General features: G+C 58.2%; 19 protein-coding genes and 1 pseudogene. 9 read left to right on the top strand and 11 right to left on the bottom strand.

All coding sequences use genetic code 11. The annotated features are described in order from the left end of the window. Nucleotides 1-73 precede the first annotated feature (73 nt). The 5 genes from LCH65_RS10850 (at nucleotide 74) to LCH65_RS10830 (ending at nucleotide 4,274) form a co-directional block, all read left to right on the top strand. On the top strand, nucleotides 74-880 hold the full coding sequence (locus LCH65_RS10850; protein WP_003430952.1) for an alkaline phosphatase family protein: 807 nt from the start codon (nucleotides 74-76) through the stop codon (nucleotides 878-880). Beyond that, nucleotides 877-1,719, top strand: a complete 843-nt coding sequence (locus LCH65_RS10845) for an ABC transporter permease subunit (RefSeq protein WP_003430949.1) — start codon at nucleotides 877-879, stop codon at nucleotides 1,717-1,719. The genes LCH65_RS10850 and LCH65_RS10845 overlap by 4 nt, the downstream gene beginning before the upstream one ends. After that, complete coding sequence (locus LCH65_RS10840; protein WP_054080796.1) at nucleotides 1,706-2,503, top strand: ABC transporter permease; 798 nt, start codon at nucleotides 1,706-1,708, stop codon at nucleotides 2,501-2,503. Before LCH65_RS10845 ends, LCH65_RS10840 begins: the two co-directional genes overlap by 14 nt. 1 nt (nucleotide 2,504) lies before the next feature. Further along, a complete protein-coding gene (locus tag LCH65_RS10835) occupies nucleotides 2,505-3,494 on the top strand; it encodes an ABC transporter ATP-binding protein (RefSeq protein ID WP_226439446.1) in 990 nt (329 codons plus the stop codon). 126 nt (nucleotides 3,495-3,620) lie between these two features. Further along, nucleotides 3,621-4,274 carry an HAD family hydrolase gene (locus LCH65_RS10830; protein WP_003368346.1) on the top strand — a complete coding sequence of 218 codons (654 nt, stop codon included), beginning with the start codon at nucleotides 3,621-3,623 and terminating at the stop codon, nucleotides 4,272-4,274. 19 nt (nucleotides 4,275-4,293) lie between these two features. On the opposite strand, the gene LCH65_RS10825 is transcribed toward LCH65_RS10830, so the two are convergent. Beyond that, the gene (locus LCH65_RS10825; protein WP_044309986.1) at nucleotides 4,294-5,256 is read right to left on the bottom strand and encodes an NAD(P)H-quinone oxidoreductase; all 963 of its coding nucleotides are present in this window, start codon (nucleotides 5,254-5,256) and stop codon (nucleotides 4,294-4,296) included. Nucleotides 5,257-5,394: 138 nt separating this feature from the next. Here LCH65_RS10825 and LCH65_RS10820 point away from each other — a divergent pair, with 138 nt between their 5' ends. Both LCH65_RS10820 and LCH65_RS10815 read left to right on the top strand, forming a co-directional pair. After that, on the top strand, nucleotides 5,395-7,476 hold the full coding sequence (locus tag LCH65_RS10820) for a carboxy terminal-processing peptidase (protein WP_003430942.1): 2,082 nt from the start codon (nucleotides 5,395-5,397) through the stop codon (nucleotides 7,474-7,476). Between the two features lie 117 nt (nucleotides 7,477-7,593). Beyond that, nucleotides 7,594-9,366 carry a GGDEF domain-containing protein gene (locus LCH65_RS10815; RefSeq protein ID WP_042930573.1) on the top strand — a complete coding sequence of 591 codons (1,773 nt, stop codon included), beginning with the start codon at nucleotides 7,594-7,596 and terminating at the stop codon, nucleotides 9,364-9,366. 17 nt (nucleotides 9,367-9,383) lie between these two features. On the opposite strand, the gene LCH65_RS10810 is transcribed toward LCH65_RS10815, so the two are convergent. The 5 genes from LCH65_RS10810 to LCH65_RS10790 form a co-directional block, all read right to left on the bottom strand. Continuing rightward, complete coding sequence (locus LCH65_RS10810) at nucleotides 9,384-9,755, bottom strand: hypothetical protein (RefSeq protein ID WP_003430937.1); 372 nt, start codon at nucleotides 9,753-9,755, stop codon at nucleotides 9,384-9,386. Beyond that, nucleotides 9,752-10,093, bottom strand: coding sequence for a helix-turn-helix transcriptional regulator (locus tag LCH65_RS10805; protein ID WP_003368334.1), 342 nt, complete (start codon nucleotides 10,091-10,093; stop codon nucleotides 9,752-9,754). Before LCH65_RS10805 ends, LCH65_RS10810 begins: the two co-directional genes overlap by 4 nt. Before the next feature lie 100 nt (nucleotides 10,094-10,193). Beyond that, nucleotides 10,194-10,646, bottom strand: coding sequence for a YkvA family protein (locus tag LCH65_RS10800; RefSeq protein WP_003430931.1), 453 nt, complete (start codon nucleotides 10,644-10,646; stop codon nucleotides 10,194-10,196). A gap of 366 nt (nucleotides 10,647-11,012) precedes the next feature. Continuing rightward, a complete protein-coding gene (locus LCH65_RS10795) occupies nucleotides 11,013-11,786 on the bottom strand; it encodes an FKBP-type peptidyl-prolyl cis-trans isomerase (RefSeq protein WP_003368330.1) in 774 nt (257 codons plus the stop codon). 206 nt (nucleotides 11,787-11,992) lie between these two features. Next, the gene (locus tag LCH65_RS10790) at nucleotides 11,993-13,402 is read right to left on the bottom strand and encodes a DUF4329 domain-containing protein (protein WP_226439445.1); all 1,410 of its coding nucleotides are present in this window, start codon (nucleotides 13,400-13,402) and stop codon (nucleotides 11,993-11,995) included. A gap of 247 nt (nucleotides 13,403-13,649) precedes the next feature. Here LCH65_RS10790 and LCH65_RS10785 point away from each other — a divergent pair, with 247 nt between their 5' ends. Next, nucleotides 13,650-14,168: a hypothetical protein gene (locus tag LCH65_RS10785; RefSeq protein WP_003430928.1), complete on the top strand. Its 519-nt coding sequence runs from the start codon at nucleotides 13,650-13,652 to the stop codon at nucleotides 14,166-14,168. A gap of 32 nt (nucleotides 14,169-14,200) precedes the next feature. Here the strand turns inward: LCH65_RS10785 and LCH65_RS10780 are convergent, their stop codons facing one another. The 3 genes from LCH65_RS10780 to LCH65_RS10770 all read right to left on the bottom strand — a co-directional run bounded on the left by LCH65_RS10780 (nucleotide 14,201) and on the right by LCH65_RS10770 (nucleotide 16,361). After that, a complete protein-coding gene (locus LCH65_RS10780) occupies nucleotides 14,201-14,593 on the bottom strand; it encodes a VOC family protein (RefSeq protein ID WP_003368327.1) in 393 nt (130 codons plus the stop codon). Nucleotides 14,594-14,649: 56 nt separating this feature from the next. After that, entirely contained in the window at nucleotides 14,650-15,840 is a 1,191-nt protein-coding gene (locus LCH65_RS10775) for a CoA transferase (RefSeq protein ID WP_226439444.1), read from the bottom strand. A 125-nt stretch (nucleotides 15,841-15,965) separates the two neighbouring features. Continuing rightward, nucleotides 15,966-16,361, bottom strand: coding sequence for a hypothetical protein (locus LCH65_RS10770; RefSeq protein WP_226439443.1), 396 nt, complete (start codon nucleotides 16,359-16,361; stop codon nucleotides 15,966-15,968). A gap of 531 nt (nucleotides 16,362-16,892) precedes the next feature. Here LCH65_RS10770 and LCH65_RS10765 point away from each other — a divergent pair. Further along, nucleotides 16,893-17,129 (top strand): annotated as a pseudogene (locus LCH65_RS10765) (integrase); the annotation flags it as partial. A 544-nt stretch (nucleotides 17,130-17,673) separates the two neighbouring features. On the opposite strand, the gene LCH65_RS10760 reads toward LCH65_RS10765, so the two are convergent. Then, nucleotides 17,674-19,578 carry a methyl-accepting chemotaxis protein gene (locus LCH65_RS10760; RefSeq protein WP_226439442.1) on the bottom strand — a complete coding sequence of 635 codons (1,905 nt, stop codon included), beginning with the start codon at nucleotides 19,576-19,578 and terminating at the stop codon, nucleotides 17,674-17,676. Further along, nucleotides 19,572-20,669 (bottom strand): NAD/NADP octopine/nopaline dehydrogenase family protein, encoded by a 1,098-nt coding sequence (locus LCH65_RS10755; RefSeq protein WP_226439441.1) that lies wholly within the window; start codon nucleotides 20,667-20,669, stop codon nucleotides 19,572-19,574. Before LCH65_RS10755 ends, LCH65_RS10760 begins: the two co-directional genes overlap by 7 nt. Between the last annotated feature and the right edge of the window lie 130 nt (nucleotides 20,670-20,799).

The following is a 20,799-nucleotide window of genomic DNA, read 5'->3' as shown; positions in this document are numbered from 1 at the left end:
TCCTGCGGCTCAGGGATGAAGTCGTGTACTCCGGGCGAGCCAGTCTCGCCCGTTCTTTCAAAGCGAGTCGCCCATGAAACACAACGTCATCCTGATCGTGCTGGACGGCCTCAATTACGAAGTCGCACGCCATGCGATGGGGCACCTGCAAGCCTGGCATGATGCGGGCCGGGCCGCGCTCTACAAGATGGAATGCGAACTGCCCGCCCTCTCACGCCCCCTTTACGAATGCATACTGACCGGTGTCGCGCCCATCGACAGCGGCATCGTGCATAACAACGTCTCGCGCCTGTCGAATCAGCGCAGCATCTTTCACTATGCTCGCGACGCCGGGCTGAGCACTGCAGCAGCGGCCTATCACTGGGTCAGCGAGCTGTACAACCGCACCCCGTTCGACCCGGCACGCGATCGCCATACGGAAGCCACGGATCTGCCGATTCAGCACGGACTGTTCTACTGGGCCGATCACTACCCTGATTCGCACCTGTTCGCCGACGCCGAAAGCCTGCGCCTCGGGCACGCCCCGAACTTTCTGCTGATCCACCCCATGAACATCGACGACGCCGGGCACAAGCACGGCCTCGACACTGCGCAGTACCGCAACAGCGCCCGCAGCGCAGACATCATTCTGGCTGACTACCTGCAACGCTGGCTGGATGCGGGTTATCAAGTACTGGTGACGGCCGACCACGGCATGAACAATGACCGCTCGCACAACGGGCTGTTGCCGGAAGAGCGTGAGGTGCCGCTGTTCGTCATCGGTGATGCCTTCAGCCTGAATGTCGACGCCGCGCCGCGCCAGATCGATCTGTGCGGCACCGTCTGCGAGCTGCTTGGCGTGCCGCACGACAAACCGGTCTGCCGGGAGATTCTCAATTGACAACCTTTTCCCGAGGCAAGTGGCTGGGGCTGTTGTGCCTGCTGCCCTTCGCCGTATTTTTCATCGTGTTTCAGATCGCACCGCTGCTGTGGGTCGCGATCCACAGCCTGCAAAGCGATGCCGGCTGGGGCTGGGAAAACTTCATCCGGGCGTTCAGCTCGAAGTTCTACCGGCAAGCCATTCAGTACAGCCTGGAGATCAGCTTCTGGTCGAGCCTGTTCGGCATCATCATCTCGATCCTGGGTGCCTATTCGCTGCGCAAGGTGGATTCGCGGCTGCGCGATTTCGTCAACTCGTTCGCCAACATGACCAGCAATTTTGCCGGCGTTCCACTGGCGTTCGCGTTCATCATCCTGCTGGGGTTCAACGGCGCGCTGACCCTGATCCTCAAGCAGACCGGGATCATCGATGACTTCAACCTGTATTCCAAGACCGGACTGATCATCCTTTATACCTACTTCCAGATCCCACTCGGCGTGCTGCTGCTCTACCCCGCATTCGATGCCGTGCGCGAAGACTGGAACGAGTCGGCAGCATTGCTGGGAGCCAGCAGCTATCAGTTCTGGCGCTACATCGGCCTGCCGGTGCTGACCCCGGCGCTGCTCGGCACGTTTGTCATTCTGCTGGCCAATGCGCTGGGCGCCTATGCCACGGTCTACGCGCTGACCACCGGCAATTTCAACGTATTGCCGATCCGTATCGCGGCGATGGTCGCGGGGGATATCACGCTGGATCCGAACATGGCCAGCGCGCTGGCGATGATTCTGGTCGGGCTCATGACCCTGGTCACCGTGGTCCATCAGTGGTTGTTGAGAAGGAGCTACCATGTCACGCGTTGAACGAGGGCCTGCGAGCATTTATCACAAGACGGTGGTCTACCTGCTGTTCCTGATCCTGTTGCTGCCACTGGCCGGCACCTTCCTGTACTCGGTCGCGACCAGTTGGTCGGCGACCATTCTGCCCAGCGGCCTGACCTTCAAATGGTACGTGGCGCTGTGGAGCGACCCACGCTTTCTGACGGCGTTCGGCCAATCGTTGCTGGTCTGCGTCGGCGCACTGGTCCTTTCGGTGGTGCTGATTCTGCCCCTGCTGTTCGTCGTGCATTACTACTTTCCGCGCCTCGACGGGCTGATGAACATCCTCATCCTGCTGCCGTTCGCCGTGCCGCCCGTGGTCTCCTCGGTCGGCCTGCTGCAGCTGTATGGCTCAGGCCCCATGGCGATGGTCGGTACACCGTGGATTCTGATTGGCTGTTATTTCACGGTCGCCCTGCCCTTCATGTACCGCGCCATCACCAACAACCTGCAGGCCATCAACCTGACAGACCTGATGGACGCCGCCCAGTTGCTCGGCGCCAGCACCTGGCAGGCGGCGTTCATGGTCGTGCTGCCCAACCTGCGCAAGGGCCTGATGATTGCCCTGCTGCTGTCGTTCTCGTTCCTGTTCGGCGAATTCGTGTTCGCCAACCTGCTGGTCGGCACGCGCTATGAAACCCTGCAGGTCTACCTCAACAACATGCGCAACAGCAGTGGTCACTTCAACAGCGCGCTGGTGATTTCCTATTTCCTCTTCGTGCTGGTGCTGACCTGGGCCGCCAATCGACTGAACAAGGACAAAGACTGAGATGAGTTTTGTCAGTATTGAAAACCTGCAGAAAAGCTACGCCAGCACGTCAGTGTTCAGCGACATCAACTGCAGCATCGCGAAGGGCGAATTCGTTACCTTGCTGGGCCCGTCGGGCTGCGGCAAATCCACGTTATTGCGCTGCATTGCCGGGCTGACCCCGGTCAACAGCGGGCGCATTCTGCTCGATGGCAGCGACCTGGTGCCGCTCACGCCGCAAAAGCGCAACATCGGCATGGTGTTCCAGAGCTATGCGCTGTTTCCCAACATGACCGTCGAGCAAAACGTTGCCTTCGGGCTGCGCATTCAGAAAGTCGGTGCCGACGAGAGCTCAAGGCGTGTTGCCGAGATTCTGCGCATGGTCGAGCTGCACGATTTTGCCACGCGCTACCCGCATCAACTGTCCGGCGGGCAATGCCAGCGTGTGGCGCTGGCGCGCTCGCTGGTCACTCGCCCGCGTCTGCTGTTGCTCGATGAGCCGCTATCGGCGCTGGACGCGCGGATTCGCAAGAACCTGCGTGAACAGATACGCGCCATTCAGCGCGAGCTGAGCCTGACCACTATTTTCGTGACCCACGACCAGGAAGAGGCACTGACCCTGTCAGACCGTATCTTCCTGATGAACCAGGGCCGGATCGTGCAGAGCGGTGACGCCGAGACACTGTACACCGCGCCGGTGGACGTTTTCGCCGCAGGCTTCATCGGCAACTACAACCTGCTGGAAGCCGACGATGCCACTCGCCTGATGCAGCGCCCGATCAACAACCGTGTGGCGATCCGCCCTGAGTCGATCCAATTGAGCCTGACGGGCGAACTGGAAGGCGAAGTACGCAGTCACAGTCTGCTCGGCAACGTCATCCGCTACCGGGTCCAGGCGCGTGGCGTAGACCTTGTGGTCGACGTACTGAACCGCAGCGCCGACGACCTGCACCCGGACGGAAGGCGTGTAACACTGAACATTGAACCGTCGGCACTCTGCGCCTTGAACTGAGCGTTGCCTTGAACTGAACGCGCCGTGAACTGAATTCGTTCTGCACGCATAACGCCACGCGCTTGCCGATCAAGACGCCATGCGTGAAGCTGACAGCCGACTCAACAGACTTTAGGAGAAACGCACATGCCCCTGGCAATTTTCGACCTGGACGAGACCCTGATCGGTGGTGACTGCGCCACGCTCTGGAGCGAGCAGATGGGTCGCCTGGGCTGGGTTGACTCGACGTCGTTCATGCAACGCAACGACGAACTGATGGCCGCCTACAGCGAGGGCAAGCTCGCGATGGAAGACTACATGGCCTTCAGCCTGGAACCCATGGCTGGCCGTACCCCTGAAGAAATCGACCATCTGGTCGGCCCTTGGGTCGAGGACGTCATCGAGCCGATCATCTACAGCGACGCCTGCACATGCATTGCAAAGCACCGCGCCAAGGGTGACCGCATTCTGGTGATCTCGGCGTCGGGCGTGCACTTGGTCAAGCCGATCGCCGAACGCCTCGGGATCGACGAAGTGTTGGGTATCGAACTGGACGTGCAGCACGGCGTCTACAGCGGTGCAACCGTCGGCGTGCTGACCTATCGGGAAGGCAAGATCACGCGCCTGATGGAATGGCTGGATGCCGAGGGGGAAAATCTTGAGGGTGCGAGTTTCTATTCGGATTCGCGCAATGACCTGCCGCTGCTGCTCAAGGTTGACCACCCTAACGTGGTCAACCCCGATGCCGTGTTACTGGAACACGCGCAGAAAGCCGGCTGGCCGGTGCACGACTGGAGCTGAGTCCAGAGGCACCGCCTGATCAGACCAGGCTTTCGTCGATGACCAGCACGATCTTGCCGGACACCGTGTTGGTCGCCAGCTCTTCGAACGCCGCCTCGGCATCCTTGATCGCAAAGGATTTCGCCAGTTGCGGCTTGAGGCGGCCCTCAGTGAACAGCGGCCAGACGTGCTGGCCCAGGTCGCTGAGCAGGTCGGCCTTGAACGTGTCGTCGCGACTGCGCAAGGTCGAACCCATCAGCCGGATACGCTTGCCCAGTACGTGAGCCAGATCCACCTGCGCCTCGCGACCGCTCATGACGCCGATCAGCACCCAGCGACCGTCCAGGGCCAGCAGTTTGACGTTGAGCTCGGCATAGCTCGCCCCCACCGGGTCGAGGATGACGTTGAACGGTGCAAAGTCGTTCAGGCCTTCAAGGCTTTCGCTGCGTACCACACCGCCCTGAGCACCCAGTTCGACGCAATAGGCCAGACGTTCGGTCGAGCCGACACTGACCCAGACCGGATTGCCAAACGCCTTGCAAAGCTGAATCCCGGCTGAACCAACCCCACTTGCGCCAGCGTGCAGCAAAACCTTCTCGCCAGGCTTGAGCCCGGCGAGCTCGAACAGGTTCAACCACGCGGTGGCATAGACCTCAGGAATGGCGGCCGCCTCGTGCAGCGACAGACCTTCCGGTACCGGCAGCACGTGTCGCCCATCGACCACCACCTCTTCGGCCATCGCCCCGCCCGCCAACAGCGCGCAGACGCGGTCTCCGACCACCCAGGAGGTACCCGGACCGACTTCGGCGATCACGCCCGAGCACTCCAGACCCAGCGTCTGAGTGACGCCGGGCGGCGGCGGATACTTGCCTTCGCGCTGTAACAGATCGGCACGATTCAAACCTGCCGCAGCCACTTTGATACGTACCTGCCCCACATCGAGGGCCGGACTCGGCTCCTCGACCCATTCCACATGTCCTTCAACGCCTTGCAATGCCTTCACGGTGCCTCCATAGTGAGTCCAGACTGAGCCCGTGGCTGTTTTGCCCGGGCTTTTGCATTATGCGGCCGGGTCCAAAGGAACCGGCGACCTCAAAGACGGCCTAATATGCGTTATCAATTGTCCTCGCGTCGAATCAGCATGAAGCAATTATTCCCCAGCACTGCCCTCGCACTGTTTGTCGGCCTTAGCGTTTTGCCGATGTCAGCCAGTACCTTTGCCGCCAACAGCTGGGATAATCTTCAGCCGGACCGCGACGAAGTGATTGCCAGCCTCAACGTGGTTGAGCTGCTCAAACGACATCACTACAGCAAGCCGCCCCTGGACGACAAGCGTTCGGCGATTATTTACCAGAGCTACATCAAGCAACTGGACCCCTCGCGCAGCTATTTCATGGCCAGCGACATTGCCGATTTCGACAAATGGCAGTTCCAGTTCGACGACTTCCTGAAAAGCGGCGACCTGAACGCCGGCTTCACCATCTACAAGCGCTATCTGGACCGCGTCAATGCGCGTCTGAATTTTGCGCTGGCCGAGTTGGGCAAGGGCGTCGACAAGCTCGACTTCAATACCAAGGAAACCCTGCTGGTCGACCGCAAGGACGCCGCATGGCCCAAGGATACTGCCGAGCTCGACGAACTGTGGCGCAAGCGCATCAAGGATGAAGTCCTGCGTCTGAAGATTGCAGGCAAGGACCCGGCGAAGATTCAGGAAACCCTGACCAAGCGCTACAAGAATCAGCAGGCGCGTCTGAACCAGACCCGTGCCGAAGATATCTTCCAGGCCTACATCAACACGTTCGCCATGTCCTACGACCCGCACACCAACTACCTGTCACCTGACAGCGCGGAGAACTTCGACATCAACATGAGCCTGTCGCTGGAAGGCATCGGCGCCGTGTTGCAAAGCGACAACGACAACGTGAAGATCGTGCGTCTGGTCCCGGCAGGTCCGGCGGCCAAGACCAAACAGGTCGCTCCGGCCGACAAGATCGTGGCCGTTGCCCAGGGCGACAAGGAAATGGTCGACGTGATCGGCTGGCGCCTCGATGAAGTGGTCAAGCTGATTCGCGGTCCGAAAGGCTCGGTGGTACGCCTGGAGATCATCCCAGCCAGCAATGCACCGAACGACCAGACCAGCAAGATCGTCGCCATTACCCGTGAAGCGGTGAAGCTTGAAGAACAGGCGGCCAAGAAGTCGATCCTGCACCTCAAGCAGGACGGCAAGGATTACAAGCTCGGGGTCATCGACATTCCAGCCTTCTATCTGGACTTCAAGGCCTACCGGGCTGGCGATCCTGAATACAAGAGCACCACCCGTGACGTGAAGAAACTGCTCACCGAATTGCAGGCCGAGAAGGTCGACGGTGTGGTACTGGATCTGCGCAACAACGGTGGTGGTTCGTTGCAGGAAGCCACCGAGCTGACCAGCCTGTTCATCGACAAGGGCCCGACCGTGCTGGTGCGTAATGCCGACGGCAAGGTCGACGTCCTGGAAGACGAAGCCAAGGGCGCGTTCTACAAAGGCCCGATGGCATTGCTGGTCAACCGCCTGTCTGCGTCGGCGTCGGAGATTTTCGCCGGGGCGATGCAGGATTATCACCGCGCGCTGGTGATCGGTGGCCAGACCTTCGGTAAAGGCACCGTGCAGACCATTCAGCCGCTCAATCACGGCGAACTGAAACTGACACTGGCCAAGTTCTATCGGGTTTCCGGTCAGAGCACCCAGCATCAGGGCGTGGTACCGGACATCACGTACCCATCGCTGATCGACACCAAGGAGATCGGCGAGAGCGCGCTGCCCGAAGCCATGCCGTGGGACAGCATCAAACCGGCGATCAAGCCGGCAATCGACCCGTTCAAGCCGTTCCTGGCTCAATTGCAGGCGCGTCATGAAGCACGTTCGGCAAAAGACGCCGAGTTCGTGTTCATTGAGGATCGCCTGGCGCTGGCCAAGAAGCTGATGAACGAGAAGACCGTCAGCCTCAATGAAGCCGACCGTCGTGCCGAGCATGCGTCTATCGAAAGCAAGCAACTTGCGCTGGAAAACACCCGCCGCAAGGCCAAGGGTGAAGAGCCGCTCAAAGAGCTGAAGAAGGAAGATGAAGACGCGCTGCCGGTAGAAGACGAGAAAACCAAACCCGAGGACGATGCCTACCTGGCAGAGACCGGGCGCATTCTCATCGACTATCTGGGTCTGAGTGCGGCTGTCGCGAAAAAGTAACGCAGGCTCATTGATGGCCAGTTAGCCGCAACGTCATCAAACAGTCATGAAGCTGTCGTGAAATACGGGGCTGAACGCGAAAGCGCTCAGCCCTTTTTCATTCTCTCCGAGACGACCATGACCATAACAGAGCAGCTGAGCGCACTGAGTTCCATTCTGGCTCGTGGTGATTTGCACAGCTTGTTCCAACCCATCGTCTCGCTGTCGGAGCACCGGATTCTGGGCTATGAAGCCTTGACCCGCGGCCCGTCCAACAGCGCCCTGCACTCGCCCCTGAATCTGTTCGCCATCGCCCGCCAGGCCGGGCGTCTGAGCGAGCTGGAGTTGAGTTGCCGAGACAGCGCCTGCCGACGTTTCAGTCAGCAGAAGTTGCCGGGCAAGCTGTTTCTCAACGTCTCCCCCGAATCGCTGCTCGAAAGCTCTCATCCTCCGGGTCGGACGCTGGAAATGCTGCGCCGATACCACATCGCGCCGAAGGACGTGGTCATCGAACTGACCGAGCAGATGCCTACCGACGATTTCGACCTGCTGTACAACGCCTTGCATCACTATCGCGACATGGGCTTCTCCATTGCGTTGGACGATCTCGGTGCCGGTTATTCGAGCTTGCGACTGTGGTCGGAGCTGCGCCCGGACTATGTGAAAATCGATCGGCACTTCATCGACGGCATTCATCAGGATGCGGTGAAGCGCGAGTTCGTCGGCTCCATGCTACAGATGGCCAAGGCTTCCAGAGCGACGGTGATTGCCGAAGGCATCGAATTGCCCGAAGAGCTGGCGACGCTGAAAGACATGGGCGTGAACCTGGTTCAAGGCTATCTGCTGGCGCGCCCTCAGGAGCGCCCGCCGCGCGACACTCGCGCCATGCTGCCCAGGACAGAGATCGCAGTGACGCCGCTCAACGAAGAAGCGGCCGACCTGTCTGCCCTGCTCAACCCGCAGCCATCGGTCAGCCAGTCAACTCCCACTGCTGAAGTGCTGGAAGCGTTTCGCAGGCAGGCCAACCTCAACTCTTTGGCGGTGCTGGATGACGACGCCCGACCGTGTGGCATCGTCCACCGGCACTCATTGTCCGAGGCCCTGCTCAAGCCCTTCGGCACCGAGCTGTTTGCCCGCAAACCGATCAGCCGTCTGATGAGCAGTGACTTTCTGGCCGTGGAAGTCAGCCAGTCGCTGCAACAGGTCAGCCGGCTGTTGACCAGCCGTGCCCGGCAACGCATCGAGGAGGATTTCATCATCACCTCGAACGGTACCTATCTTGGGCTGGGCCGGGTGATCGACGTGCTCAAGCTGATTACCGAAATGAAGATCCAGCAGGCACGTTACGCCAACCCGCTGACCCTGCTGCCCGGCAACGTCCCGATTCAGCAGTGCCTGACTCGACTGCTGCAGCAAGGCCGCGCATCGATGATCTGCTACGTGGACATCGACAGTTTCAAGCCCTTCAACGACATCTACGGTTATGCCCGTGGCGACGAGGTGCTGCTGTGTCTGGCGCAATGCCTCAACGACCGCATCGATCCGGCCAGGGACTTTGTCGGGCACATCGGCGGAGATGATTTTCTGATGGTGCTGGGCTTTGATGACTGGGAACGACGCCTGAAAAGCCTGCTGGATGATTTTCAGAATCAATGCCGTCGTTTCTACCGCGCAGAACACCTGGAAGCCGGGTGCTTCATCGCCCTCAACCGGCAGGGCCAACGCCAGGAATTCCCACTGCTGTCGCTGTCGATCGGCGTGGTGCACTTGCATGAAGAAAGCTGCACGTTGGTCGATGCCAGCCAACTGGCCGACCTCGCTTCACAGGCCAAGCACTTCGCCAAGGATGTCGCCGGCGCAAGCATTCACGTCATAGATTCGACGCGGCTGGATTTGTTGATGCAGGCGTGAGGGCCGGTGCCACTCCCCTACTGCGCTTCAACTTCCGGATAACTGTATTCGAACACCCGAACCACTTCCGAGGCATGCCATGAGGCTGCCGCGACGCCGTCCGAAGGTCCGGAGAAACGGCCCAGGCGTTCGGCACACTCGAAAAAACCAGGACGCGGCAGGCGGCTTGCGCCCTGACTGATGACCAGCGAACTGCGCAAGGGTTGTTCAGCGCGGGCATCCATGGCGGCGAGGTGCTCAAGAGCCGCCGTCAGGGTCTGCATGGCCGGACTGGGCAGTTGCAGGCGTTCCACCAGCGCGCGATAGGTCAGCAGATGCCGTTGGCGACGGGCCAGATCGAGCTCATTGAGCAGCCCGTCCCAATGCTGACGACTGATGCGCACGCTCACGACTCACCTCGCCAGCCCGGCACCCCAAGCTCCCACGCCAGGCTGCGCTTGATCGCGCCGTCCGGCTCACGAGTACCGTTCTCGATCAATTCCAGATAGGACGGGCTGATCCCGACGGTACGCGCCAGGCTCGCCGCTTCAAGGCCCTTGGCCTCGCGCAGTGCACGCAACTCATCGAACCCTGGAAGCTCACCGGCGGTAGTGCCGGAAGTCGATACAGCTGGCTCGCTGGACGGTTTGCCGGCCAGTCCGGCAGCCTTGAGCAGCGCTTGATACTGCGCCCAGGGCAGCACTGCATATTCAGGCTCCCCGTCACGGGATATCACTTGAAGATCCATAGAGTCACCTTGTACTACACGACCGCATACTGATCAGGCCTGATCCATAGGCAGGCATCTTAACAGCGGAACGCCAGGGCTGGTGTTCAATCCGTGAGACTTACACCTTACCCCGCTCTTGCTCCAGCAGTGCCTGAGTCTTCGGCAGTTGCTCGACCACGATGAGTTTCTCGGGCGATTGCTGCGCCCGCCATGCACGAAAGGCATCCAGTTCATTGCTCAAGTGCTTGGTAACCCATGCAAGCACGGCGATGTCATCGAGCATGCCGAGGCCGGGTATCCAGTCGGGGATCGCATCCAGCGGGCTGAGGAAGTACATCAGACCGGCGACGATGGACAGAATCGCTTTGGGGCTGATGCTGCGGTATTCGCCCCGCCAGTAAGCCAGGCACAAGGCCTGCAGCAAACGCAGGTCTTCCTTGAGCTTGCCGAGACGATTACCTTCACTGTTGCCCTTGCGCGCGACAGCGAACAATAGCCCTGGCAATCGCCCGGCTGCCAGCAGACGCCGGGCTCCGGGCAGATAACGGATAAAATTCCACGGTGCTTTCATACCCACTCCCGCTCAGCAAAATGTCGTTCGATAAAAGCAGGTCCGCTGGACCTGCCTGGCCAAAGCCACAAGGTTATCCACAATAATTGTGGATAACCTTGTGAACAGTGGCTTTTTTCCAGCCTCAACCCCCCGTTTTCGGGGGGCCACAGTCAAATCGGGCGTTTTTTACTCACAAAAAAACTACAAACGTGTGAACCCGACACCCTCTATGAGACGAGTGCCTTGATCCTGCCGGACTGTCGGACAATGCTTTTGCATGCATCCATGGTAGTGGGACTGCCCGAATGGCCAAGCGTTCGGGAAATAAGCCGGACACAAAAACGCCCTGTCGAGACAGGGCGTTTTCTGTAGCCAGGTAGAGCGTTACTTCTTGGCCGGAGCCGAAGCGGCAGGGGCTGCCTCTTCTTCTTCGTCGGCATCAGCACCTGCAGTCGGTGCCGCTGCAGGGTCTTTGATACCCAGCAGTTCGAGATCGAACACCAGTACCGAGTTGGCCGGGATCGCCGGGCTCGGGCTCTGTGCGCCGTAAGCCAGATCACTCGGGATGAAGAGTTTGATCTTCTCGCCGACGTGCATCAGTTGCAGGCCTTCGACCCAACCCGGAATCACACCGCCAACAGGCAGGTCGATCGGGCTGCCGCGCTCAACGGAACTGTCGAAGACCTTGCCGTCGATCAGCTTGCCTTCGTAGTGAACAGTCACAACATCGGTAGGCTTGGGCTGAGGGCCGTCGGCTTTCTTGATGATCTGATACTGCAGGCCGGAAGCGGTGGTGACCACGCCGTCCTTCTTACCGTTCTCTTCGAGGAATTTCTTGCCAGCGGCAGAAGCCTCTTCGCTCATCTTCGCCAGACGCTCTTCGGAACGCTTTTGCAGCGCGGAGAAGGCTTCAACCAGCTCTTCGTCCTTGAGTTTCTGATCTTTCTTGCCGACAGCGTCTTCGATACCCAGGGCTACAGCCTTGGAATCCAGATCATCCATACCTTCCTGAGCCAGGCTTTTGCCCATGTTCAGACCGATGCCATAAGACGCTTTTTGTGCTGGGGTTTTCAGCTCAACGGTGCTGGCTTGCTTGTCACAACCTGCGAGTACCAGACCGACCAGGGCAATCGCCGCTGCCAACCGATGCTGTTTCATGCTAATTCCTTGTTCATGCGCCAAAAGGGCAAACGAGTAAAGCCGCGAGCTTATCAGGCCGCCGCGATCAATGGCTACCGGCATGAGAGGGAGAAAACGCCGATAAGTTCAGGTATCCAAAGGTTTTCCCGGACCTGTACCGCATTGTTCAGTTGCAGTTCAGTTTGTGATTCGCGACGGCAAGGCGCCGGCACGCTGCACAGGGCTCAGCCCACGGGACTGATCACACCGGCATCGGGCCAGCGCTCACTGGTCTGCAGCACGCGCAGATGCCCGGCCCGCGCTACCCGAAGGACGAAATCCTGCACGCTGAGGGTACCGGCCGCGAGTTGCGCCTGAATGGACCCGCCCCCCGAATAGACACGCGATACGCTTTGCAACAGTTGAAACTCCTCGTCGGACTGGCTGGGTGTGTAACAAAGCAGTGCGCCGTCGGCTGCCGAGAAATAAACGGCGGACATTTCGAAACCATAGCGAATCGGCATGCCTTTGCGGCGCTGGGCCGGTTTGTGCCGATAGCTGAACATCCGATGCAGGTCATCCGGCTCGAAGAAATCGTTCATCACTTCACGCCCACCCTCGACGGCCAGATTGGCTGAACAAAAATACATACCGTCCACACGATAGCCGTCAGGCAATGCAGGCCGGTAATACGCATCGGGATGGAACGCCGAACACGGCGCATACACTGGCATGCCGTCATCGAGCGTCGGCTCGGCAATCCGATAGGCTCGGGTGACCGGATTGAACAGAAGAAAACCGATGATCTGTGAATGAATACGACTGCCGATACGGCCATGTGCGTAGCGTGCAGCCTCGTCGGCGCTGTCGAACGGCGCGCTGAGGCTCAAAGATCGGGGCGGCCATTGCACGTCGCAGCTTGCGGGCGATTTGACCGGCGCCGCGCGAACAGCGGTTGCGTCAGGATATGGGTGCCAGTCGGCCAACACTTTGCCCGCCCGCCCCCACAGGAGGCTGGGCACTATCACGCGCAGATCCCCGGCACCGGCCAGCAGACGAACCACATCACTGGGCATCATGCTGAGGTTCTGCAACGCCTGGTGGATCTGGCTGAGTTCACACAGGTGCGGCATGCTCGGCGGACCGGAGACGCGCGCAAACAAGGCGTCTTCGGCGGCAGAGCGAGACAGTGTGTATTTGATCAGGGAACCGTCAGGCCCGGAAAGATAGGTCGCCGAACACACCTTCTGATCATCGATCACTGCGTAAATGTCGCCGACTGAAAGGCTGTTCGGGTAAGTAACCTTTTCACTCTCCGGCCACTCGTCGAGCCCGGCCTGCAGTGACGGGTGAGAATGGTAGACCGCATAGTCGTCATGCCCATGCGGGTAGAGCACATAACCTTCCTGCTCGTTGCGCGGGAAGACTTCATTGGGATCGAAGCTGAACTGGCTGCCATTCATGGGTTCGGTCGCGATGTATTTGCCATCCCTGCGAACCAGAATGAAACCGCCGTATTCGCGATCACGCCGGTCGCCGATCCGCTCATGAGCATAACGCGCCGCATCATCAGGATGATCGAACGGCGCGCTGAGCGTCGGCATATCGGGGTGGTGATCGATGGATCGCTTGAAGAGTCTTTTTCTGGGGTGCATGCACGGTTCCTTGAAAGCCTGACTGATTGAGCCATGAGCGTAAGGAAACCCGAGACAGCGAGTGACATAGATGAATATGACGTTATGTAGATCGGCCAGCGCCGAACAACATGAAATTAAAGATAATTTTTAAGCGTTCCGGGATGTGCTTCGATCCGCGGCGTGGGTGAATCGGCCCAGACCCTGCGTCGACCATCGCGACTGGCGACCAGGGCTTACGCAGTTTGTCGTGCTCAGGAACATTTTTATGCAACCGACCACTCGTTTTCGCTCAACGCGCTCGACAGCTCGCCAATTGGCAAGCCTGGCCTTGATCGCCACAGCAGCCCTGTTGCCGGTCAGCGCAGCCTATGCCGCCAAGAAGCCGCCGTTGGTTGTCACTGAGGGCATCAAGGCCTACCGCCTGTGCACAGGCCCCGACAATCTGTCACACGTCATCGAGGGTTCGATCGATCAAAAAGCCATGACCGATGTCAGCACCCTGCACTTCAAGGAAACCCCGGCGCACTCCACCTATGACTGGCATCCGGCACCCGAAGAGCAGTACGTGATCACCCTGTCCGGCACTCTGGAATTTTCCACCACCGGCGGCGAGAACTTTGTCCTGCACCCCGGAGAAGTGTTGCTGGCGCAGGACACCACCGGCCCTGGCCATCGCTGGAAACTGATCGACGACCAGCCGTGGCGACGCGCGTACATCATCACCAAGCCAGGTGACAAAGGCGCGTTCGTGCCGAAAGACGGAGCGCCTGCGAAGGGCTGCTGATGCAGTGATGCAGCCGCCCTCATAGAGTGCGATTAAATCGACACATCCGCCGCTGGCTCGGAAATTTCGATCAGGTTCAGATCCGGATCACGCACATACACCGACCAGATCGGCCCGGTAGCACCGGTGCGCTCGACCGGGCCTTCGACGATCGGCCAGTCCTGCTCCTGCAGGTGCACAATCACCTGCTCCAGCGGGATGGTGGCGATGAAACACAGATCCAGCGCACCCGGAACCGGCAAATGGGCCTTGGGCTCGAACTCCTTGCCGCGTTCATGGACATTGATTTTCTGATTGCCGAAGCGGAATGCCAGACGCCCCTGACGAAAGCGTTCAGGGGTCATCCCCAGAACGCGTACGTAAAAGTCCTTGCAGGCGTCGATATCGGCAGTGGTCAGTACTAGGTGGTCCAGATGATCAATCACGGGATCAGCTCCGTTTGAAATAGAGTTCTTTTTTACGACAACGGCCACGTTTCGGATCAGATAATGCCAAGCCGACGCCATTCGGCACGTGTAGCAGCGTCTATACCATGCGCTTCAAGCACGGCATCGGTGTGTTGACCGAGTGTTGGCGCGGACGATGTTACCTGACCCGGCGTGGCTTGAAGTTTAGGCACAATCCCCGGAAGGGTGACGGGTGTTCCGTCGTCCAGCGTGCCCTGCAACAGCATGTCCCGCGCCTGATAATGCGGGTCACTGGCAATGTCGGCAGCGTCGTAGATCTTGCCTGCCGGAATGCGTGCTTCGTTGAGCGACGCAAGGACTTCGTCCATCGGGCGTTCGGCGGTCCAGGTCGAAATGGCCGCATCGATGCGCGCAACGTGCCTGACCCGCCCGTCGTTATGCTGAAGTTCGGGGTCGCTGGCCAGGTCCATGCGGCCGATCTTTTCCATCAGGCGCCGGAAGATGCTGTCGCCATTACCCGCGATCAGCGCGTACTTGCCGTCATTGCAGCGGTAGGCATTGCTCGGAACGATGCCAGGCAGACTGCTGCCAGCCGGCTCGCGGACAGTATCGAATACCGAATACTCGGGAATCAGACTTTCCATCATGTTGAACACTGACTCGTACAACGCGACATCTATCTGCTGCCCCTCGCCACCGTTCTGCTCGCGGTGACGAAGCGCCAGCAGAACGCCGATCACACCGTGCAGCGCAGACAGCGAATCGCCAATCGATACGCCGACACGTACTGGTGTGCGCCCTGCCTCACCGGACAGATGACGCAAACCGCCCATCGCCTCGCCGATCACGCCAAAACCCGGCCGGTCGCGATACGGGCCGGTCTGCCCGTAGCCAGAGACACGCAACATGATCAGTTTCGGATTGAGGGCGTGCAGCGCTTCCCAGCTCAACCCCCAGCCCTCAAGTGTGCCGGGGCGGAAGTTCTCGACCAGTACATCGGCATCCCGGATCAGCCGCCGTACCATTTCCTGCGCCTGAGGCTGGCGCAGATCGAGGGTCACGGACTGTTTGTTGCGGGACTGCACCGCCCACCAGACGGACGTGCCGTTATGCAGCAAACGCCATTTGCGCAGGGGGTCCCCGGTCAGCGGCGGCTCGACCTTGATGACCTCGGCACCGAACTCGGCGAGAATCTTCGCCGCGAACGGCCCGGCAATGAGCTGACCCAGCTCCACCACCTTGATGCCCTGAAGAGGCAGGCTCATGACACGTCCTTTCTTGTTGGGAGGTAGAGGAATGATCTGCGCAAATGCGCTGGATGGAAAGCCGGACGGTGCGCTGCCAGATCGGACCGCCGTAAAAAACCCCGCACCAGGCGGGGTTCATTGAATCAATTACTGCAGGCCAACTGGAAACTCATCGAGGCATCACCCGAGGCTCCCCGTTTGCCGACCATAAGCCCCAATACATTGACCTGCTCTGTTGTTGCAGCGCCGCCCAACTTGGCGTGCCCGTAGAACAACCGCTCATGATCACTGGTATCGATGGAAGATACCGAGCAAAAACCTGGAGACTTTTCAAACTGCCCTTCCTTGAAGAGCACTTTATAAGTCGCGAAGTAGTCTTTCTGACTGCTGTAACTTACAGACTTGATCCACGGCGACGACTGAGCAACGACATTGCCGTGCTGGTCGATGGTTGCGGTGTGCAGTCCTGGCGTGGCCAGCGCGCCCGCAGAGAGGATCAAGGCTGTGGTGCCTGCAAGCAGTTTAAAACGATTTTTCATAGTTATCCCTTAACTCACTACCGTATCAGACCGCCTCGATTCGGCGGTCGGCTTGGATTAATTATTCTGGGTAATCAAGAGCACTCCTGATGCCTGAATACCCGATCAACCCATGCAGCTAATACCAGCAAAGAGGATAAATCAAGCGTTCACCGGAGCTAACTAACAAGCCTGGTTTTAACTTCAATATTTAAGGAAATTACTTACATTCGCGAAGAGTAATTCTTACAGAACTTCAATAGAACTGCCGCAGGGGCATTGCACGAGGAGGGTTGGGATTTCCAGACGACAAAAAGCAAAAAGCCCGCACTAGGCGGGCTTTCTGTTTGCTTCAAGGAGTTCAAGGGCCTTGAAGCGGAATATGGCGCAGCGGACGGGATCATAACTCACCCTCTAAATCGTTGAAAGCTTTAGGTTTCCATAGTCTAGCGTGTCGCTGATGGACTTGATTATGTACTTCTAATGAGCGGCTGGCAATCTGAGGACCGTACCGTTTTTATGCAATGCCGAGTGTATCGAGAACCTCAAACCTCTATGGCGAGCACAATTCTGAATGAGCACGGCTGGGACCCGGAGTTGGTTGAGGTCGCGTTAGCGCATGTCGATAGTGACGAAGTTCGAAGCGCTTACAACCGAGCGGATTAAATCGAACGCCGGCGGCCGATGATGGCGTGGTGGAGCGAGTACATCCAGAAGGCGGCGAACGGCAGCCTGTCAGCGTCTGCCATCAACCGAACCAAGGAACGAAACGTCCTTTCAATACTCTAGGCGTGGATAGCTTGGCGACAGCGGGACAATCCGCGTAATCAGCGTGCTGTACCGCGACAGAGGTGGCGACTTTCGCCAAATCGCGCCCATGCGCACGCGGCACTCCACCCGGCAAGCCCTGATCCTGGGAACACCCATTGCTGGCTGAGCTACTGCGAAGCTAAGGGTATGAGGCCAAACATCGAGGACCTTCCGGCATCACAGGATAGCGTTAGCTTACCGCCACGCGACAGTCCGGCAACGCACGACCTTCTCCTTTATTATGACGCTCGAGGTGTTGAAGATGCCCGAGTGAGTCGTTCTGCGGAACGGTATCATTTCCCGCATAATCTTTCCGCAGGCAAAGGCCATCAATCAATTCTGCCGAGTTATCGCTTAAGGCCATGCTGACTGCTGTTACGAAGCGATTTAGCCCAGATTCAGACCGATTTCGACAATTGGATATTTTACATCCCGTTCCGGCCGCTAGTACTCACTGGAAAGAAATAGAATAAACCGGCTTTGCCCAAGGCGCGCGAGCCAACTCAAACAATTAAATGAAGAGTCATACGACGAATTTATTTACCATATTTTGCAGTTGAACGCCCAATCGGGCCAATTCCACACTCGACGATGCAGTTTCATTACTGGCGAAAGCGTTCTGTTCGGAAATATCCCTAACACTCAAAATACTGCGATTTATTCCTTCTGCGACCGCACTTTGCTCTTCGGCAGCCGCCGCAATCTGGACATTCATCGATTCGATGGTCGAGATCGAGTGGCTGATACTCATGATGGACGCTCCGGCATCGCGTGTCAGTTCTACGCTGTTGTCACTCAACGCTCGGCTGTTATCCAGGATTGCTGCAACCTGTTCCGTCCTGCTATGCAAACCACTGATCAGTAATGCGATTTCCTCTGTAGATAATTGGGTGCGTTGGGCGAGGCTTCTCACCTCGTCCGCCACCACCGCGAATCCTCGTCCGGCTTCACCAGCCCGAGCAGCCTCGATGGCGGCATTGAGAGCCAATAAGTTGGTTTGCTCTGCCACCGCCTTGATCACATCCAGCACCCCACCGATCTTGTTGCTCTGGGCTTTGAGATCGTCCATGGCGGTTTTGGAGTGACCAACCTCGATCGCTAGCCTTTCGATTCGTAGGATCGCTTTTGAAACAACGTCGCCACCCTCCCGAGCCTCCAGTGAAGCGCTGATCGCCGCCCGGGAAGCTTGCTCAGCGTTCCTTGCGACTTCCTGCACAGTGGCAGCCATTTCGTGCATGGCCGTGGCGACCTGGTCTGTTTCGCTCTTCTGGCTGTTGACGCCATGGTTAGTCTGCTCTGTCACCGTCTGAAGTTGTTCAGCAGCGCTAGATATCTGAACCACACCGTCACGCAGACCGCCAATCAACACGCGCAAGTTAGCCGTCATCTTATGCATGCTGGTCTGCAATCGCCCCAGTTCATCCTGACGAGTAGTGGTCTGTGTGTCTGTCAGGTCACCATTCGCTACCTGCTCCGCGACCTCTAAAGCATCGAGTAGCGGTGTAACGATCAAGCGGGTAATGATCCAAGCGATCAAGATGCTCATGACGAGAACGACGATCAGCCATAGGACAAGGTATTTTTCCGCCTGCCGGATATCACTGACCCGCAAGGCTTCCTGGTTCTCAGTCAATAGTGCAGTGGACGAAAGCAGGCTGGCAATATTCTGGCCGATACCGGTCTGGGCATCCTCGACAGCCACCTGCGCATCGCCAAACTGGGAAATTGCATCCTGATACGCATTTAACGACGTTTGGAGAGTTTTCACCGTATTCGCTTGTAATTCGAACCCCTCCAGATTGTTGATATACCCGATAGTCGTGGCGACGGAAGAACTCGCCACTTTTTTGGTCTCGGCATTCAGAGAGTAGGTATAACCGCGCACATCGAAACGCATTTTTTGAAACAGGCTGAGCGCCTGTGCCGTTGCAGCACGCTGAGCAATATTCCCTTCCGAGGAGTTCGCGAAATCGTCCAGGTCATTCAACGCATCGGTCGCTATTTCAGCCTGGCGCCCCGCCGCTGCACGATTGGCGACCATCGCGGCAGTGCCACGAATGATGTCGTTGTAGTAGTCCCGCGATTGTTTCAGGGCGGTGGTTGCTGCCTCCAGATGAGGAGCATCGGACTCGGAAACAAGTACTGAACGTACATAAACCAAATGGCTCTCCAGATTTTCTAGGCTGACCAGCCAACTGGCGGCATGATCAGCATCGTAGTTGATCGCGTAGGATAAGCGGCCAATCAACATGTCCCTCGTCAACACACCGAGCGTTCCAATGTCTGCAATTTTTTCGCTTCTCTGGCTTAACGTTTGAATACCGCTCCAACCGGTAAAGGCGACCAGAACGGTCAGGACGATAACCATCGTAAAGCCGAGTATCAGTTTCGACCTTACGGCGATATTCAGCAGCGCATTGGTCAACATAGCGCGTCCTTGCAGGGCGAACCCACGTTGACCCGGCTGAGTAGGCCCTGAACAGTTTCAGTTGAAAGACCCAGAGCCTCGATCAGGTCATTGGCCGTGAGCAACGCTTCGCCGACAATCAGCCCGGCTGTGGCAACAATGGCCTCTGTGGCTGGCATCGCGACGTTAGCGATGCGCCCAAGCGCCAGCGTAAATAACAGGCCGTAGGGAACGTCCTCCCAGACATAACGCGTCTCTATGCGGGTGGGGCCGGCGGGGCCGCCTCGTTTTCGGTGAAGTTCCTCGGCCACGTCAGCTAACTCGACCGATTCAATGTTGAAGGACTGGCGCAGCTTCTGGGCAAAGCTGGGGAGACTCCAACCAAAGACACTGGCGAGCGAACGGCGCTCGGCATCCAGCGCGTTGATCACCTCTGCTGTGCTGGACGTCATGTAGTAGTACTGCGGCCAATCTTCACCGCGTTCGATTCGTGTCCAATTGAACAAGGCCAGCGGTACATGGCCGACAGCACTGGTGTTGGAAAGCATCGAACTCAGAGGGTTTTCTTCAGTTTTAAAGTCACTCCCGAACAGTGATTTACAGACGTCCAACGCAAGCCCCCGTTGCGAAACGGGTAAACAGGAAACCCCTAAACTCGGGCGCTTCGTCATGATGTGGACATTTACCGGCCCCTTGCGTCGGGCCGTCAATGCAGTTGTACCAAAGCTCGCAACAGTGATCTCAATGCCACGCTTAAGCGCCCCCTCGTACAAATAAAGTGAGGAGAGAGAAGCCATGGAACTAACAATTACAATCTGCCCCGTTCGTAGATGCGGTAACAGCGCGTCCATGACTACGCGGTGCCCATTGAGTGGCAAGGCAATGATTATCACGTCAACGCCAGTGGCGAGTTCTTCTGCACTTAATGCGTAACTGACTTGAAACGCCTCCTCGAGCAATCCTGTTGCTCGCAACGGCTCACTTTGTAGCAATTGTGCACTGCCTGTCTGAGGCGACCAGACGGCAACATCATGTTGGCTATGTGAAATCCAGGCCGCATAGGCGAGACCTATCGCACCAGAGCCAGCTATTCCAGTTTTCAAGCGAAGCATTTATAGACCCCACAGTTCTGTGTCTACGATGCGTAGTACCGCGCTCGCACGGCACTACTTGCATCGCATCGTTTTAGATATGATTCGTTACTTCAGCTCAACTTGTCCTTGCGACTAAGTTTCATACACC

Origin of the sequence: Pseudomonas sp. MWU16-30316, assembly GCF_020515645.1 — a bacterium.
Classification (GTDB): domain Bacteria; phylum Pseudomonadota; class Gammaproteobacteria; order Pseudomonadales; family Pseudomonadaceae; genus Aquipseudomonas; species Aquipseudomonas cerasi.
This window is presented reverse-complemented; position numbering and strand designations above follow the sequence as displayed.